Below are 16,893 nucleotides of genomic sequence, written 5' to 3'. Positions count from 1 at the left end.
AGAATACTGATTAAAGGTTTGGACCTGTCGATGGTCTGTGTGGTTGGTTATTGCTCAGTTGCTGCATCCCTTGAAACATTCGCATAAACCACACCAAGATGGCTAATGCAGCAAACACCATCCCTACCCAAGGAATAAAGTAAGCGATGGTTTCAAGCAAAGTACTATGCAACCAATAATCACTCACGCCAACGAGTACACCGTTAGAAGTCGCGACGGTGACGATCAACACAACAAAAAACGTCAGGTAGAGGAAGAAGGTGCGAATTAAACCGTAGTAATGAGAAATCACTACGTCGCTGTCTTCTCCCTTATCTAATCGGTAACCCGCATAGATAATTGCGATAACGCCTGAGATCAGAAACGTAAACGGGGTCAGACAGCTCAGGATGTACGCAACCCAAATCCCGTTATGAGGTTTGTTCATTCGCTTTCGCTCCTTTTGCTTCCGTTTGTGCCGTATTTGATTCGCCCATTGCTTCTTTGGACTTCACTTCCTCATACCAAAGATCGTGGTGTTCTTTCGCCCATGTCTCGTCAACTTCACCAGTCACCATGCCTTCTAACGCACCTTCCATACCGAATAGACCAATATAGATGTGGAAGATAAAGCCACAGATTAGAATCAGTGCCGAAATCGCGTGAACTAAGTTAGAAAGCTCCATGTCACGGCGAGTTTGGCCAAAGATAGGAAAATCTAGAACTAAGCCACTCACTGCCGCGATAGCACCAAAGAAGATCAATAACCAATAGATTGCCTTCTCGCCACCGTTTGAGAAACCAGCTGACGGATGTGTGCCTTTGTGTTTACCAACCATACCGCCCATTTTCATGAACCAACGAATATCTGTCATGTTTGGAATCGACTTGCGCCACCATTTCAAGAGTACAAACATCAGCAAAATGAAGAACAGTGGTCCCATGTAGTTATGGTACTGCTTCGCCAACATGACGATAAAGCCCCAAAACTCGGTAGGAACATACGGTTTTAAGAAGTGCTTACCGTAAACCAGCATCAAACCACTGAATGCCAACGTTAAGAATGTAAACGCCATACTCCAGTGAAGCGCGCGGTCTAAACGAGACCAACGTTTCATCTTTCTGCCAGTACGCGGCTTGCTAAGCATTAAAGGGCCAACGAGTACGTAAGCCATGATTACCATTGCAATACTGCCGAAAATCGCGACAGCACCAGCTGGAGACATCCATTTCTCTTTTAGAATGTACCAAGTCTCACCAGGTTTACTGATCAATACGCCATGTTCTGGCGATTGAGACGTGGTGTAGCCTTCTTGCCCCTCTCTGACCTCGCGCCAATAGTCTGCCCCGGCGAGTTGCGTGATCTCCTGTTGAATAACTTTAGAAGATTGTTCCTCTGCTGAAGCAGGCATTGCGAAAGTCAGCAGCAATGCCGTCATCATTGACAGCATTGCTAGAGACGCACGTTTAAGCGTGTTTAACATGTGCCTCTCCTTACTTAGCTTTTCGTCGCATCGTAAGAAAGATCGTTTCCGTCTGTCCAACCTGCGTTTTTCGCGCCGCGTTCTACCACACGTTGACGGAAAATGTCAGAGACTTTCTCTGCGTCACCCGCAAGCAGCGCTTTTGTTGAACAAAGCGATGCACACATTGGTAACTTGCCTTCTGCGATACGGTTCGCACCGTATTTTTGGCGCTCTTCCTCAGAGCCAGGCTCTGTTTCTGGGCCGCCCGCACAGAAAGTACATTTATCCATTTTGCCACGTTCACCAAACGCTTCTTGTTTAGGGAACTGAGGTGCGCCAAACGGACAAGCAAACAAACAGTAACCACAACCGATACACAGATCTTTATTGTGAAGTACGATACCGTCTTCGGTATGTTCGAAACAATCAGCTGGACAAACTGCCATACAAGGCGCATCGGTACAGTGCATACAAGCAACAGAGATGGAGTTTTCACCGGCTTCACCATCGTTTAGTGTTACCACGCGGCGACGTTGAATGCCCCATTCAAGCGCATCGTCGTTTTCGTTCTTACATGCAGTAACACAGCCGTTACACTCGATACAGCGCTTGGTGTCACATAGAAATTTCATTCGTGCCATTGTCAGACTCCTTACGCTTTACGAATGTTACATAGGGTTACTTTGGTTTCCTGCATCAAGGTAACCGGGTCGTAACCGTAAGTGGTTGCCGTGTTGGCCGATTCGCCAACAACGTAAGGCTGTGTACCTTCTGGGTATTTAGGACGTAGGTCTTCACCTTCGAACTTACCGCCAAAGTGGAACGGAATGAACGCCAAGCCAGGTTTCACACGGCGTGTTACCATCGCTTTCACCTTGATTCGTCCCTTCTCTGCACCTTCAACCCAAACATCATCACCATCTCTGAAACCAAGGTCGTTCGCGTCTTTCGGATTCACTTCAACAAACATTTCTTGTTGAAGCTCGGCAAGCCATGGGTTTGAACGCGTCTCTTCACCACCACCTTCGTATTCAACCAGACGGCCCGAAGTCAGAACGATTGGGTACTCGCCCGATTTGTCTTGCTCTTGAATGGATTTATACAACGTAGGAACACGGAAGATGGCATCTTTGTCGTCCCAAGTTGGGTAATCCGTTACAAGGTCACGGCGCGGTGTGTATAGTGGTTCACGATGCAGTGGTACGCGGTCTGGGAACGTCCAAACAATCGCACGCGCTTTCGCGTTACCAAATGGAATACAGCCGTGCTTGATCGCGACACGCTGAATACCGCCAGAAAGGTCAGTCTTCCAGTTTTTACCCTCTGCTGCCGCTTTCTCTTCAGCAGTTAGATCGTCCCACCAACCAAGTTGTTTCAATAACTTGTCAGTGAACTCTGGGTAACCATCTTTGATTTCACAGCCTTTCGAGTAACTGTCTTCTGCAAGAAGGCTCTTGCCTTCAAATTCCACACCAAAGCGCGTACGGAAGTTACCGCCACCTTCTGCAACCGTCTTAGACGTATCGTACAGAATGTGTGTGCCTGGGTGTTTCATTTCCGGTGTACCCCAACATGGCCAAGGTAGACCGTAGGTTTCACCGTTTACAGGGCCACCTTCCGCTTCCAATGTGGTTTTGTGGAACGTATGCCAGTTTTGTTGGTGCGCTTTCAAACGCTCTGGGCTTTGGCCTGTATAACCAATCGTCCACATGCCTTTGTTGAATTCACGCGTTAGGTCTTCAATCACCGGCTGGTTGTTTTCAACACGGATATTTTTGAACAGAAGATCTGAATAGCCCAGTTTCTTCGAAAGCAGGTACATGATTTCATGGTCAGGTTTTGATTCGAACAAAGGTTCAATCACCTGATCACGCCATTGTAGAGAGCGGTTAGAAGCGGTAACACTGCCGTATGTTTCAAACTGCGTTGTTGCAGGAAGCAAGTAAACGCCGTCGGTACGGTCGTTCATTACCGCAGCAACCGTTGGGTATGGGTCCACAATCACCATCATGTCCAACTTCTGCATCGCTTTTTTCATCTCAACACCACGTGTTTGAGAGTTCACTGCGTGACCCCAGTAGAACATTGCACGGATGTTTTCGCGTTGACGAATGTTGTCTTTGTTTTCCAGTACGCCATCCACCCAACGAGATACAGGAATACCTGCACTGTTCATTGGTTTTTGACCACCGTAAGCGTTGTCATCGAAACGACCTTTAATCCATTCGTAATCGATTTCCCACACTTTTGACCAGTGACGCCAAGCACCTTCAGAAAGGCCGTAGTAGCCCGGTAGCGTGTCAGAAAGTACGCCAAGGTCGGTTGCGCCTTGTACGTTATCGTGACCACGGAAGATGTTTGCGCCGCCGCCTGATTTACCAATGTTACCAAGCGCTAGCTCAAGTACACAGTAAGCACGTGTGTTGTTGTTACCAGTAGTATGCTGAGTACCACCCATACACCAAACAATACAGCCCGGGCGATTTTCAGAAAGCAGTTTTGCTGTTTGGTAAACGTCTTCTTCGCTTACGCCTGTTACGCGCTCTACTTCTGCTGGCGTCCACTTCGCCACTTCAGCACGGATTTCATCCATACCGAATACACGTTGACGGATGAACTCTTTATCTTCCCATTGGTTTTCGAAGATGTGCCACAACACACCCCAAATGAATGCTACGTCAGAACCAGGACGAAGTGATACATAGTGATCCGATTTTGCTGCCGTACGTGTACGACGAGGATCCGCTACGACAATCTTACAGTTGTTCTTCTCTTTTGCGATCAGAATGTGCTGCATCGCTACTGGGTGTGCTTCAGCTGGGTTTGAACCAATGAACAGCATCGACTTACAGTTGTGCATGTCATTGAAAGAGTTGGTCATCGCACCGTAACCCCAAGTGTTTGCTACACCCGCCACGGTTGTTGAGTGACAAATACGCGCTTGGTGGTCAACGTTGTTAGTGCCCCAAAGTGATGCCATTTTGCGGAACAAGTACGCTTGTTCGTTGCTGTGCTTTGCGCTTCCCAAGAAGTAAACCGAATCAGGGCCGGACTCTTTACGGATGTCCATCACCTTGTTACCGATTTCTTCGATCGCTTGATCCCAAGAAAGCTTTTTCCACTTACCGTTTTCAAGCTTCATTGGGTATTTAAGACGGCGCTCACCGTGGCCATGTTCACGTAGTGCTGCGCCTTTTGCACAGTGACCACCAGCGTTAAATGGGTGATCGAATGCAGGCTCTTGCCCCGTCCAAACACCATTTTGAACTTCTGCATAAATACCACAACCCACTGAACAGTGAGAACAGATAGTACGTTTCACTTCTGTTTTCGCTTCTGGATCGACTGATTTTGCTTGCGCTTTTTTCATCATTCCCGGTGCGAATAGACTAGCACCAACCACTGCGCCACCAGCGGCAAGCGAAGTGTTTTTCATGAATGCACGACGAGATACGCCAAGCTGGTTCGTTTCTTTGCTCACACTGTCGGAGCGTTTGACAAGTTTCATCCGTTATCTCCTAAAGTGTGTCGTAGTAATCGCGAATGTGTTGAGTTTCACGATACCCTTTCTTCTTCACGTCTTTTTCAGAAGGCTCAACCGTTTCTGAAGCAACGGCCACTTTCGTGGTTCCCGCAACAACAGCACCAGCAACGGCAGCGGTTGTGAAGCCTTTTAGGAGATCCCTACGGCTTGTGTTTATTTCTTTATTATCTTTCATCATTGCTTCCTTACCTTACGGTAGATCTTTGGAGACTCATGCCTCTCTATCGATATGACCAAGTACTGCTCGATTACTCGTAATCAGTGACGTTTTTCACATCAATTTTTAATTTGCTCTTACTGCTTTTGGTGTTCACGCTAAAGCGCACTTGCTCTAACGTTAAAAACGCATCGCAAAGCTGTGCAGCTGGCTTGTAGAAGTTCACGCTTTCTGCGTTCTCTAGTTGGCGCGTAAAAGATTGGAACCAAGGGGCGATGTGTTTGTTAAACACCGCTTGTTGAAGTTCTTCCTCTTCACCCGTCAGCATTGCCATCACTTCGCACAGTGCAGAAATATGGTCTTCAGGCTCTTTCACGTTCTCTTCTCGTTCGATGCCTAAAAGATCCAAATCGCGACGAATTTCCGCTAACGGTTTTTCCATCATCGAGCCAGTGCGATGCCAAGACCCGAATGGCACAACTTCACCACGTCCAATGCCAATAAACAGATCTTGATATTCTTCTTCTAACGCTTCTCGCTGCGCTTCGTTCGCGGCTTGTTGCAGTGCGAGCCAAGCTTTTTGCATCGCGCTCTCAGACGGTTCAATTTCTAGCGATTTCAGGAACGCCAGCATTTCATCACTTGGCGCACTACGAAAAAGTGCGGATAGAACGAGATAAATGTCTGTTCTCAGTGTTTGTTCTTGTTGTGTATCCACTGCGAGCTCCTAGTATTTCAATTGATTCATTGGATCTGCAGCCATCGATTCAAACATGTCGATCACACGACAGTCTTCACACATGGCGATGCGATTAATGGCAGCTTCATCAGAGAAATGAGAATGACCACGAAGCTTGTTTTGCAGCATGTCGATCATCGATTGCGGAGCAAAAGGCTTGTGACAGCGAATGCACTCGGCTGCCTTTTCTTCATGAATCACAACCGCTTTCTGGCGTTCTTCTTTCACCCAGTTCATACGAGGAGTAAGCGTCAGCACTTTCTCTGGACACGCTTTCTCGCACAGCCCACATTGAATGCAGTCTTGCTCGACGAATTTAAGCGACGGAGATTGGCCGTCCGTATGCAATGCACGTGTTGGACACACCGCCACACAGCTCATGCACAACGTACAATCTTTGCTTTCACAAGAAACCGTGCCGTAAGGTGCATTCGCTGGCAGTTCAACAATGTTCTCAACTGGAATACGCGATGCTGACAACGCATCCAACGCCGTAAATAGACGCTGACGTTTGTTACCTTGCAAATCACCTAATGCCAAATCAAAAGACTCGGTACAAAGTGTCGGAGCACCTTCACGTAGTGATTCTAGATACAGAATGTCGATGGTTTCTTTGGCGATACCAAGTTGGTCGAGCAGTTCTTGAGCAATACCTACTTCGCTATTAAGTACACGAATAATGGTTTGAGGCATAAAACGCGAAGCCGCAAACAGCACCTGAGTGGCACCGTTCACAAGCGCGGCGAACCAAGTATCAATACCAACCGAAGGCAGTTCTTCCACCACAATTGGAATCACGTTATCTGGCAGTGCTTTTAGTGCCATCACGTTGTAGCTCTCGTGGCGAGAACTACAAATCAATACGATAGGATCTAAACCACCCGCTTGCTCATAGTTGGCTAGCGTACGTTCAATAAACTTTTGCGTATCTTCGGGGGTTGGCAATGCGTAATGAATAGCTTCTGTCGGACACGCTGTAGCACAAGTACCCACGCCTTGACATAGGTATGGATTGATCTCGATGCGATGGCCCGTTTTGTCGCTGCCTTCACTCGATAGTGCACCTGCCGGGCAAGCATCCACACAACGTTCGCAACCTTTTACGCCACGAGAGCTGTGTGCACATAGATCGGTATCTAAACGGAAGAATTTCGGTTTATCGAACGTCCCCATCAAGGTTGGAATTTCTTCCAACGCCTCAGCCAGTTTCGGATAGCCACGGCCAACTGGGTAGTAGCCCGGTACTGGTACTTCTTCCGACATGCAGCTGTTTAGGCAAAGATCGAGTACGATATCGAAACAATCGCTATTGATCGCGACCTTGGCAAGATTGTTGGTCGAACCATGATTTTCAATCAGAACTTCAAACGTACCTAAGAACCCTGAAACCTGAACCGAATTGGCGTAGTAAAGCTCGGGATTTGTTCCCTTTTCGCCATCGGTAGAAAGCAGCGTTAGGCTGTTCATTTGCGACAATTGCGCTGCCGCACTTTCGATGATTGCCGTTGGACCCACAATCAAAGTATTACCGCCGCTTTCATAGCTTACGGTTGGTGGAATAAGATTGGTCAACTCTACGGTATTTTCGAAAGCGTACAGCCTCGCTTTACCGTTATTGGAAGTTGCTTGTTCTAATAATTGTTTCAGCATTGCTCAATTCCATTTATGAACATGGATAGTCTTTTCCATCTCTTAGTGTAGTTAGCGCCGGAGATTCTGCTGATTAACTTATCAATGAGCATTCTTATTCCGCCATCTATAGGCGATGAATACTACGCAGTGCGTCCGTGCTAACTTCAACCAGATTGGTATTGAGCAACAAATAGCAAATGTCATGCCAATAAAATGTCATTTAAAATTCAACAGCTTAGATATTTTACCGACAAATAGTAGGGATAAAAAAACCGGTTGAGACATTTTGTCCCAGCCGGTTCATTGAGTGTTTAGTCAAAATGTACCTATTCTTTGTGTGGTATATTTTGTCTCACCTCGTTAGGCGGTGATTCCTCAGCAAAAGTATCACCTTCACCGGACACTGTGTTTATATACAGTTCACTTTCATCTTGGGTAATTCCGGCACTTTTTTCGGCGTTTAGTTCTGAGTCTTCAACCACCTCAGATGCGATATCGTCAGCGTTAAGTTCAGATCCTTGCGCCGTTTCAGCGTCTGGTTCTTCTTCCACTTTTTCTTTAACCCAATCACGCAGCGTCTCTGCGACGTCTTTAGAAAGTGACTTTAAGTTACTGTAATCATCATCGTAATCGTCTAGGCCATCACGCACGTTAAATTCTTCGGACAAGAACATTTTGCGCAGCGCGGCTTTCTTAACACTTTCTGAAGCTTCGGAAACCAGCAGTTGCGCCACAGACATTTCTTCGGGCTTTTCAGTCTCTACACTCGCGGTAATGTCTGGTGACTGACTAACCTCGTTGACGTTCAAAGCGTCTGAGCTTTCGTCAGCGTTTGAAAGCGCTGTGACACAATCTTCGGATTGCTCCGTCTCTGCTATCGGCGTGATCTCTTCATCATGTTGGGAAGATTCTGCTAATTTACGTTTCGACCAACGGCTTAAAAAACTAGTTGCCATTTGCTCTGCCCGCTCCTTTGCGTTTCTTACGTCTTACTTCTAACAACTCACCGTGGCGACCGATGAAGGCTTCCATCCAAGCCTGAACGGCTAGCGGCATATCGTTGGATAGTACAAGGTTGTCGCCATCCATATATTGCGCCGCGACAGATTGTGAAGCCGTTAGTAGCTGTATCGCTGGTTTTTCACCAGACTCGACGTTATCCATCACTAAAAAAAGTTTAGGTTGCTGAGAGCTTAAGTTAAAGCGGTAGTCTGTACGCTCGTCTTTGTGCAATTGCAACAGACAAACATCTGGAGTCTCTTCCGTCGGATTTAGCGCAAATCCCGTCAACTGCCATTGGGTTGTTACCCAAATCCCTGTACTGATCTCATGCTCAACAAGCTCTACGCCAATTGGCCATGCGTCTTCGGTCTTCTCGTAATTGTTCTCGAAATCTTTCTTATCCGACATAACTCACCCAGTTTTTCTATTTTGGTCTGAAAGCAATCAGGACACTTTGACCTTACTTTCGACCATTTTATTGACTTATAAGCAATAAACGAGCCACACTGATAAAGATTAGCCTATTCATGTCCTCTGGCTATAAGTACCAAACTAGCCGAAACTCAAATGTACTGATGTGTCATTACTGCGAACTCGCAGTTTTAATGCATTGTTGACATAAAACCTCGCAATTTTTGTGGGAACCGCTATTTTGGAACGAGATTTGCTTTGCTAACCACTTAGCAAGCTAAATGCGTAGCAACCTAACGCTCTTAATCACTAGGACACGACTGTGCTGAAACCAAATATTATTAAAACCAGTGAAAATCCCCTGCAAACCATTGAAGTCGACGTGTACGACGAGTACGGCGAAAAACTGACAAAGCAAATCGCGTGCGAGCGCCCTCTTACGGTCATGCTGAACTGGAAAGAAGTAGTCACGCTCATGACGCTAGGTTCGCGTCCAGAAGCGTTAGTACTAGGTTATTTGAAAAACCAAAGCTTCCTGTCCGATCCAGCAGCGATTGAATCCGTCATTATTGACTGGGAAACGCATTCCGCAGCAGTGATTACTAAAGAAAATACCGAACATTTAGAAGGCGCTCTGAAAAAGAAAACCGTCACATCTGGCTGTGGTCAAGGCACCATGTATGGCAATGTGATGAAACAACTTGAGAACTACCAAGTGCCTCAAGTTCCGCTTAAGCAATCAGAAATCTACTCCGCACTAGAAGCGTTGACTCATTACAACGACACCTACAAAAAAGCGGGCGCGGTGCATGGCTGTGCGGTTTGCAAAGGCAATGAGGTATTGTCATTTGTGGAAGATGTCGGCCGTCACAACGCAGTGGATACGCTTGCAGGTGAGATGTGGCTCAAAGAAGAAACAGGTGAAGATAAAATTTTCTACACAACTGGTCGCCTTACTTCAGAGATGGTGATTAAAGTGGCCCAAATGGGCATTCCTGTTCTGCTTTCTCGCTCTGGCGTTACTCAAATGGGGTTAGATCTTGCGAAACAATTTGGCATTACGACGATTGCGCGAGCAAAAGGTTTACGCTTCCAAGTATTTACCGGAGCCGACAAGATTGAGTTTGATGTGAAAGGCGAAAGTGCATCTCGTTAACGAGAAAATAATACAAAACCGTCGATTCGTGTAAACTTATAACAATTGGGATAAGTAAATCATCACGTTATGAAGGCTTAATTAAACGATATAAGTCAGAAATAGCAACATGTGTTGTAGCAATACAACGCTTGCTTTAATTGATGCTAACTACAGCTCATTCACAAAGGATGTGAACTATGGACAATGACCAACTGTGGAATTTTTTGCTCACGCCCAGTGGCATCATGCTCTCAATGATCATTACATTTGGTGTCGTCGGCATATATGCGTATATAACCGGTCAATTTAAGGATTAAGACCAATATAAAAAGCCTCGCTAAATAGCGAGGCTTTTGCTTTTTAAACGCTTCGCGAGTAATTACGCGTCAACGCCACGAGATTTTAGGAACTCAGAGTACGTGCCTTTGAAGTCCGTGATCTTGCCATCGCGGATTTCGATAATACGCGTTGCTAGCGAGTCTACGAATACACGGTCGTGAGATACGAAGAACAACGTGCCTTTGTATTGCTCAAGCGCGGTGTTCAAAGATTCAATCGATTCCATGTCCATGTGGTTGGTTGGTTCGTCCATTAGCAGCATGTTTGGCTTGTGCATCATCAGCTTACCAAGCAGCATACGACCTTGCTCACCACCAGACAGTACTTTTACTGACTTCTTAATGTCGTCTTGACCAAACAGCATACGACCAAGGAAACCACGAACGACTTGCTCGTCATCACCTTCTTGACGCCATTGACCCATCCAATCCGTTAGGTTCATGTCTTCTGCAAAGTCATGCGCGTGGTCTTGCGCGTAGTAACCGATGTTTGAGTTTTCAGACCATTTGTACTCACCCGCACGCGGTTCAAGCACACCAGCAAGCGTGTTTAGAAGTGTTGTTTTACCCACACCGTTCTCACCGATGATCGCAACGCGCTCACCCACTTCAAAAATTGCATTGAAGTCTGAGAACAAGTCCTCTTCGAAACCTTGGCTTAGGTTTTCAACAATCAGAGCGTTACGGAACAGCTCTTTCGACTGTTCGAAACGAATGAATGGGTTTTGACGGCTAGACGCTTTAACTTCATCCAGTTTGATCTTGTCGATTTGCTTCGCACGAGATGTCGCTTGTTTTGCTTTCGATGCGTTTGCTGAGAAACGTGCAACGAACGTTTGTAGCTCTGCAATTTGTGCTTTCTTCTTCGCATTGTCGTTTAATAGACGTTCACGAGCTTGAGAAGCTGCTGTCATGTACTCATCGTAGTTACCTGGGTAAATGCGCAGTTCACCGTAATCCAAGTCAGCCATGTGCGTACATACTGAGTTTAGGAAGTGGCGGTCGTGCGAGATGATGATCATGGTGCAGTTACGCGCGTTTAGCGTGTCTTCCAACCAACGGATCGTATCCATGTCCAAGTTGTTGGTAGGTTCGTCAAGCAGCATAACGTCTGGGTCTGCGAATAGAACTTGCGCTAGAAGCACACGAAGTTTCCAGCCCGGCGCCACTTCGCTCATCAAACCGAAGTGTTGTTCCATTGGAATACCCACCGCAAGAAGAAGCTCGCCCGCTTTTGCTTCTGCCATGTAGCCGTCCATTTCCGCAAACTGAACTTCTAGGTCAGCCACTTTCATGCCGTCTTCTTCACTCATTTCAGCAAGTGAGTAGATACGGTCACGCTCTTTCTTCACTTCCCATAGCTCTTTATGACCCATGATAACGGTATCGATTACCGTAAATTCTTCGTAAGCGAACTGGTCCTGGTTTAGTTTTGCAACGCGCTCGTTTGGATCGTAACTCACGTTACCGCTGGTTTGCTCAAGCTCGCCGCTGAGGATCTTCATAAAGGTTGATTTACCACAACCGTTAGCTCCAATTAAGCCGTAGCGATTACCTTCGCCGAACTTAACTGAAATGTTTTCGAATAGCGGCTTAGCGCCGAATTGTTGAGTAATATTCGCTGTGGAGATCAAAACCTTTACCTTAGCAATTGGGGTGTATTTAGAAAAACCGGGCAACGGTACTTGTTCATGCTACATACTGCAAGTGTTGTTTTTATTAATTCATCGCTAGTGAAACCATCGCAGTGCTTCTTCAAAGCAAAAAGCTCAAGCACAAATGCGTCATTGAATACAAAAAAGAGCCAGTATTATAACTGGCTCTTTCTTCCGTAATGCTTACAACAAGTGGCTAAGCGATATTCGTCACCTCTAGGATCAGCTCGGCTTTTTTAGGTAAATAAATACTGAATTTACTGCCCTTTCCCCATTCCGACTCGGCTTTTAGCTCCCCCCCCGTTTGGCTAAGAATACTTTGGGATACCGACAGTCCCAATCCAGTACCCTCTCGCTTCGTCGTGTAAAATGGTGAGAAGATTCGATTCAAGTTTTCTGGCTTAATACCGCAACCCTCGTCAATAACATGAATCGCGGCTCCTTTCACGTCGCCCTCTTCAATCCAGTCTTCACTGACTACGGTTAACGTGCCTTTGCCGTTCATTGCGTGAATGGCATTCATTTGCAAATTAACTAAGATTTGTAGCAAGTGGTGACGGTTTATCTCAACGGACGTATGCGCTTGTAGATCAGTCACAAACTCGACGTCGCGTTTCTTGGTGCCCGTTTTAACCAAGGTGATGCTTTCATCAATGATAGGATTGACATGTTGCCAAGTGATTTCATCTTGAACACCACCTTGGCGACTGTATTGCAATAAACTGCGCGTGATATTGCGAATACGGTCGATTTGCGCGTGAATCGCATCAATCTCTTCTTGTACTCGACTTGCATCGTCACCCAACTCAAAATGGATCAATTCTACATTGCCAAGAATCACGGCGGTTGGGTTATTAATTTCGTGAGCAATCCCCGCGGTGAGTTCTCCCAGTGCTGCCAGTTTTTCATGAACAACGAGTTTGTCGCGGGTTTGGTTAAGCAATTGAATATGCAGCTCTAGATCTTGGGTTTTTTCTCTAAGGCTCGCTGTACGCTCTTGAACTTTGCATTCAAGTTGCGCTGCGGAGTTCTTCAGTTCAATTTTGCGCTCTTCTAGCGCGTCTAACATATCATCAAACTGTCTGGCTAATTGTGCGAGTTCATGATCGGCATCCAATCCCAACGGACCAATCCGTTTTTCTTTTCCTTGTTGGACCTGCTTCACCACTTTATGGATGCGTTCGATCGGTCGAAACAGATCATAAGAACCGCGATATACCATCACGCCGGAAACCAGCAATAACATAACCGTAATCAAGCTAATTTCTGCAATGTTGGTCATGTAGGCTTTAACGAATGGCCACATTAGGTAACCGGTATAAAGCATACCAATGACGTTGTCGTATTGGTCTTTGATCGGTTGATACGCCGTAATATACCAAGCGTCATACACATAGGCTCGGTCAACCCACTGCTCACCTTTTGAAAGTACTTGGTTATACACTTCTGCGCTCACGCGAGTGCCTATGGCGCGCCCTAGCCTATGCTCGCTGTCTAGAGGAACGTTGGTACTTACACGCAAATCATCAAGAAATACCGTCAACGTGCCAACCGGACGAAGGCGATCATTATCGCTGAGATAGATTAAGTCGCGAATTTGATCTACCAATACAGTGCTGTTATTGAGAAGCAAACCACCATCAAGAAAGCCGATCAAATCATTCGTTTGGCTATACACAGGAATCACGGTTCGACTGACTAACCCACGCGCTTCCATGCCACCATCAGCAAGAATAGGCACTTCCGCTCGTTTAGCGAGTTCAGGATCGAGGCGTTCGAGTTCTTCTTTATTGAGTACATCAAAAAACGATTCTCGCTTAGTGAGATCCATAAAGCGGAATTTGTTTTCCATCGAGTTGACGCGTTGGAAAGAGATAAAATCTAAAGCATATCTTTTCTTCTGCTCAGTGACCCACTTTTGCAGCTCATCTTGCGGTATCCCTTGATTGATGCGAATACGAAAATCGTATGAGTCAGCAAACGCACGTACGTAATTCGATTGCTTTTGCTGTAACAACGTTACGCTGTTATTCGCAACACCAAGACGTTCAGAGACATCCAGCAGTGCATTCTGCCACGTATAATGGATGGACCAATAAATGGTAATCCCGATCAGGGCTATCAAAGTGAGGAAGATAGGTGCGGAGGTTAAAAATAATAAGCGATAACGCACCATGGTTTTAAAACGGTGCGTCCATTTCGACAATCCTTTGTGCTGTGGGCCGTTAGTCGGCATATTCCTCATCCTCAGAATCCCATTCTTTATACTTACGTTCTAAGGTCTTACGCGCAACGCCTAAGTCACGAGCAGCGGCTGATTTGTTGCCTTCGTGCAAATTAACGACCTGTTTTATATGCGCTTTTTCGACTTCTTTCAGTGTCCAGTTGTTTGGATACCCCTCACCTGTGAACTCTCTACCTTCTTTAAACGTCGGTAGTTCAGCAGAATGAGAAACAGTAATCGACACATTAGGCAATGAGTGTCCACCATTTAGCTCCCGCCAATAATGCGCAGGCGGTTTGCCAAGCAAAATGCATCGCTCAATCAAGTTTTTCAGTTCACGAATATTGCCTGGCCAATCGTACTCGCTCATCGCTTCCATATCTTCGTGCGCCCATTTTGGCGCAGGCATACCAAGCTCCCGCGTCAGCATGTTGCTGAAAAATGGCACTAACTCAAATAAGTCGGTTTTGCGCTCTCGCAGCGGACACACTTCGATTTTGAGCACATTCAAACGGTAATACAGGTCACTGCGGAAGTTGCCTTGGTTGACCTCTTCTTGCAGGTTTCGGTTGGTGGCAGCAACGATACGGACATCAATGCTGATTTCTTTTTCTGAACCAACAGGGCGGATAGTACGCTGCTCCAAAACGCGTAACAGCGAGGCTTGCATTGCAAGTGGCATTTCCCCAATTTCATCGAGGAACAAGGTGCCGCCATTTGCTACGCGGAACAAACCTTCACGAGATTTTTTCGCACCGGTAAACGCGCCCGATGTATGACCAAATAACTCACTTTCAAGTAGTTCTGGCGCAATGGCGCCACAGTTGATTGGCACAAATGGGCCCGTTCGCCCACTCGCTTGGTGAATACCTCGCGCAACCAGCTCTTTACCCGTACCCGACTCACCTTCGACCAAAACAGAAGCACGCGACGGTGCAAACTGGTTAATAAGCTGCTTAAGCTGACGCGTTTTTTCTGAACCACCGATGATCTCGGAGGTATTGTGACGTTGGTAATCGCGCTTCATGGCGTACTGCATGCGCTCGTTCAAACGGCGATCCATACAGCGGCTGACCGCTTTTAGCATCTGCTCAAGGTTGAAGGGCTTGAGGATAAAGTCAGAAGCACCAAGTTGAAGTGCGCGAATAGCAATCTCTAAATCCGCATAGCCCGTCATGAAGATCACATCGGCACGTTTGTCGTCATCTTCAAACGCTTCTTCCCACTCAATCCCAGAGCGCCCCGGCAGATTAATATCCAGTAAAATCAGATCATAATGTCGAGAATTACGCAGTTGCTCTGCTTCTTCGATGCTGCCAGCAGTGTCGACATGTGAGAAAAGCTTCCCCAATGCCTTTTTCAAAATGGCTTGCATGCCCAATTCATCATCAACGACCAGTACGGAAAAGGCGTTATATTGTTGGTTTGTACTAATATGGGATTGAGTAGACATATTTACCCCAGATGGCTTCGGATGGGACAGAGTGTACCAAGTTTAAACAGAGATACCCTACAAAAAGTGCGACATTTTGTACCAACGCAAACTTTTGTGCAAATAACCCCATGATTTAGTGCATAAATCGAACACTTTTCGCTTGTAAAAAGTTGGCATCTTGTTTGCTATAAGGTGGCTACAGGGCGTATTCAAGTGATCTCAGGATGTTGGTGTTTGTTATTCCAACACCCTAAGACAACTTGCACTTTGAACGAATCGCTCTCGCCCAAGAGGCCTTTCCCAATACATCGGGAGAAAAGCCAAAGAATCATTGGAAAGGAACACATAAAAATGAAAAAAATTGCGCTAACTCTGGCTGCGACGTCAATCACGCTTGTAAGTTACTCTGCGTTTTCCGCTCAAGATGGCGAGCACGTTCGCCTAGCAACCACTACCAGTACTTACCATTCAGGGTTACTTGATTACCTGCTTCCAAAATTTGAGAAAGACACGGGCTACAAAGTCGATGTTATCGCTGCGGGTACTGGCAAGGCCTTAAAAATGGGCGAAAACGGTGACGTAGATTTGGTGATGACACACGCACCAAAAGCCGAAGGCACATTCGTTGAGAAAGGCTACGGCGTTCTACCTCGTAAACTGATGTATAACGACTTTGTAATTGTTGGCCCGAAAGCTGACCCAGCAAAAATCAAAAATGACGAAGGCGTGTTAGATGTATTCAAAGAGATCGCAAACAAAAACGCAACGTTCATCTCTCGCGGCGATGATTCTGGTACGCACAAAAAAGAAATGGGCTTCTGGGCTCAAACTAAAATCGAACCAAACTTTGGCGGTTACCGCAGCGTAGGTCAAGGTATGGGCCCAACTCTGAACATGGCGTCTGAAATGCAAGGCTACACCATGACAGACCGCGGCACATGGTTGGCTTATCAAAACAAATTGGATCTAGAAATTCTGTTCCAAGGCGATGAAAAACTGTTTAACCCGTACCAAGTTATTCTTGTAAATCCTGAGCGTTACCCAACAATCAACTACCAAGGCGCGAAAGCATTCAGTGATTGGTTGGTGAACCCTCGCGGACAGGAACTTATCAATGGTTTCCGCCTAAACGGTAAACAACTGTTTGTTGCGAATGCTGAGAGCAAATAACGC

General features: G+C 46.3%; 14 protein-coding genes. 2 read left to right on the top strand and 12 right to left on the bottom strand.

Going from position 1 to position 16,893, the window contains the following annotated elements; translation table 11 throughout:
• Window positions 1-10: 10 nt before the first annotated feature.
• The 9 genes from NL645_RS18490 to NL645_RS18450 form a co-directional block, all read right to left on the bottom strand.
• Window positions 11-427, bottom strand: a complete 417-nt coding sequence (locus tag NL645_RS18490; protein ID WP_053807413.1) for a hypothetical protein — start codon at window positions 425-427, stop codon at window positions 11-13.
• Window positions 411-1,463 carry a formate dehydrogenase subunit gamma gene (locus tag NL645_RS18485; RefSeq protein ID WP_253652185.1) on the bottom strand — a complete coding sequence of 351 codons (1,053 nt, stop codon included), beginning with the start codon at window positions 1,461-1,463 and terminating at the stop codon, window positions 411-413. The genes NL645_RS18490 and NL645_RS18485 overlap by 17 nt, the downstream gene beginning before the upstream one ends.
• Before the next feature lie 14 nt (window positions 1,464-1,477).
• Window positions 1,478-2,086 (bottom strand): formate dehydrogenase FDH3 subunit beta, encoded by a 609-nt coding sequence (gene fdh3B, locus NL645_RS18480; RefSeq protein ID WP_005377536.1) that lies wholly within the window; start codon window positions 2,084-2,086, stop codon window positions 1,478-1,480.
• 11 nt (window positions 2,087-2,097) lie between these two features.
• Window positions 2,098-4,953, bottom strand: coding sequence for a formate dehydrogenase subunit alpha (locus NL645_RS18475; RefSeq protein WP_104974107.1), 2,856 nt, complete (start codon window positions 4,951-4,953; stop codon window positions 2,098-2,100).
• Window positions 4,954-4,963: 10 nt separating this feature from the next.
• Window positions 4,964-5,164 (bottom strand): twin-arginine translocation signal domain-containing protein, encoded by a 201-nt coding sequence (locus tag NL645_RS18470; protein ID WP_005396171.1) that lies wholly within the window; start codon window positions 5,162-5,164, stop codon window positions 4,964-4,966.
• 73 nt (window positions 5,165-5,237) lie between these two features.
• Window positions 5,238-5,864 (bottom strand): molecular chaperone, encoded by a 627-nt coding sequence (locus tag NL645_RS18465; protein ID WP_005495048.1) that lies wholly within the window; start codon window positions 5,862-5,864, stop codon window positions 5,238-5,240.
• A gap of 9 nt (window positions 5,865-5,873) precedes the next feature.
• Window positions 5,874-7,535: a 4Fe-4S dicluster domain-containing protein gene (locus NL645_RS18460; RefSeq protein ID WP_203503694.1), complete on the bottom strand. Its 1,662-nt coding sequence runs from the start codon at window positions 7,533-7,535 to the stop codon at window positions 5,874-5,876.
• 308 nt (window positions 7,536-7,843) lie between these two features.
• Window positions 7,844-8,473: a DUF3306 domain-containing protein gene (locus NL645_RS18455; RefSeq protein WP_253652184.1), complete on the bottom strand. Its 630-nt coding sequence runs from the start codon at window positions 8,471-8,473 to the stop codon at window positions 7,844-7,846.
• Window positions 8,463-8,927, bottom strand: a complete 465-nt coding sequence (locus NL645_RS18450) for a DUF3305 domain-containing protein (RefSeq protein WP_005396177.1) — start codon at window positions 8,925-8,927, stop codon at window positions 8,463-8,465. Before NL645_RS18450 ends, NL645_RS18455 begins: the two co-directional genes overlap by 11 nt.
• Window positions 8,928-9,252: 325 nt before the next feature.
• Between NL645_RS18450 and NL645_RS18445 the strand changes: the two genes are divergently transcribed.
• Window positions 9,253-10,086 carry a formate dehydrogenase accessory sulfurtransferase FdhD gene (locus NL645_RS18445; RefSeq protein WP_005396179.1) on the top strand — a complete coding sequence of 278 codons (834 nt, stop codon included), beginning with the start codon at window positions 9,253-9,255 and terminating at the stop codon, window positions 10,084-10,086.
• 361 nt (window positions 10,087-10,447) lie between these two features.
• Here NL645_RS18445 and NL645_RS18440 read toward each other — a convergent pair whose 3' ends face one another.
• The 3 genes from NL645_RS18440 to NL645_RS18430 all read right to left on the bottom strand — a co-directional run bounded on the left by NL645_RS18440 (window position 10,448) and on the right by NL645_RS18430 (window position 15,738).
• On the bottom strand, window positions 10,448-12,040 hold the full coding sequence (locus NL645_RS18440) for an ABC-F family ATPase (RefSeq protein ID WP_012841837.1): 1,593 nt from the start codon (window positions 12,038-12,040) through the stop codon (window positions 10,448-10,450).
• 217 nt (window positions 12,041-12,257) lie between these two features.
• On the bottom strand, window positions 12,258-14,297 hold the full coding sequence (locus NL645_RS18435; RefSeq protein ID WP_253652183.1) for a cache domain-containing protein: 2,040 nt from the start codon (window positions 14,295-14,297) through the stop codon (window positions 12,258-12,260).
• Window positions 14,287-15,738: a sigma-54 dependent transcriptional regulator gene (locus tag NL645_RS18430; RefSeq protein WP_005396186.1), complete on the bottom strand. Its 1,452-nt coding sequence runs from the start codon at window positions 15,736-15,738 to the stop codon at window positions 14,287-14,289. The genes NL645_RS18435 and NL645_RS18430 overlap by 11 nt, the downstream gene beginning before the upstream one ends.
• A 333-nt stretch (window positions 15,739-16,071) precedes the next feature.
• Here NL645_RS18430 and NL645_RS18425 point away from each other — a divergent pair, with 333 nt between their 5' ends.
• The gene (locus NL645_RS18425) at window positions 16,072-16,890 is read left to right on the top strand and encodes a substrate-binding domain-containing protein (protein WP_152812149.1); all 819 of its coding nucleotides are present in this window, start codon (window positions 16,072-16,074) and stop codon (window positions 16,888-16,890) included.
• The last annotated feature ends 3 nt before the right edge of the window (window positions 16,891-16,893 follow it).

The organism is Vibrio sp. Y51_MX_L26 (genome assembly GCF_024181935.1).
GTDB classification, from domain to species: Bacteria; Pseudomonadota; Gammaproteobacteria; order Enterobacterales; family Vibrionaceae; genus Vibrio; species Vibrio diabolicus.
This window is presented reverse-complemented; position numbering and strand designations above follow the sequence as displayed.

Coding starts and splice junctions, on each gene's coding strand:
- NL645_RS18490 (WP_053807413.1), bottom strand. CDS start 427: ATGAACAAACCTCATAACGGGATTTGGGTTGCGTACATCCTGAGCTGT.
- NL645_RS18485 (WP_253652185.1), bottom strand. CDS start 1,463: ATGTTAAACACGCTTAAACGTGCGTCTCTAGCAATGCTGTCAATGATG.
- fdh3B (WP_005377536.1), bottom strand. CDS start 2,086: ATGGCACGAATGAAATTTCTATGTGACACCAAGCGCTGTATCGAGTGT.
- NL645_RS18475 (WP_104974107.1), bottom strand. CDS start 4,953: ATGAAACTTGTCAAACGCTCCGACAGTGTGAGCAAAGAAACGAACCAG.
- NL645_RS18470 (WP_005396171.1), bottom strand. CDS start 5,164: ATGAAAGATAATAAAGAAATAAACACAAGCCGTAGGGATCTCCTAAAA.
- NL645_RS18460 (WP_203503694.1), bottom strand. CDS start 7,535: ATGCTGAAACAATTATTAGAACAAGCAACTTCCAATAACGGTAAAGCG.
- NL645_RS18455 (WP_253652184.1), bottom strand. CDS start 8,473: ATGGCAACTAGTTTTTTAAGCCGTTGGTCGAAACGTAAATTAGCAGAA.
- NL645_RS18450 (WP_005396177.1), bottom strand. CDS start 8,927: ATGTCGGATAAGAAAGATTTCGAGAACAATTACGAGAAGACCGAAGAC.
- NL645_RS18435 (WP_253652183.1), bottom strand. CDS start 14,297: ATGCCGACTAACGGCCCACAGCACAAAGGATTGTCGAAATGGACGCAC.
- NL645_RS18430 (WP_005396186.1), bottom strand. CDS start 15,738: ATGTCTACTCAATCCCATATTAGTACAAACCAACAATATAACGCCTTT.
- NL645_RS18425 (WP_152812149.1), top strand. CDS start 16,072: ATGAAAAAAATTGCGCTAACTCTGGCTGCGACGTCAATCACGCTTGTA.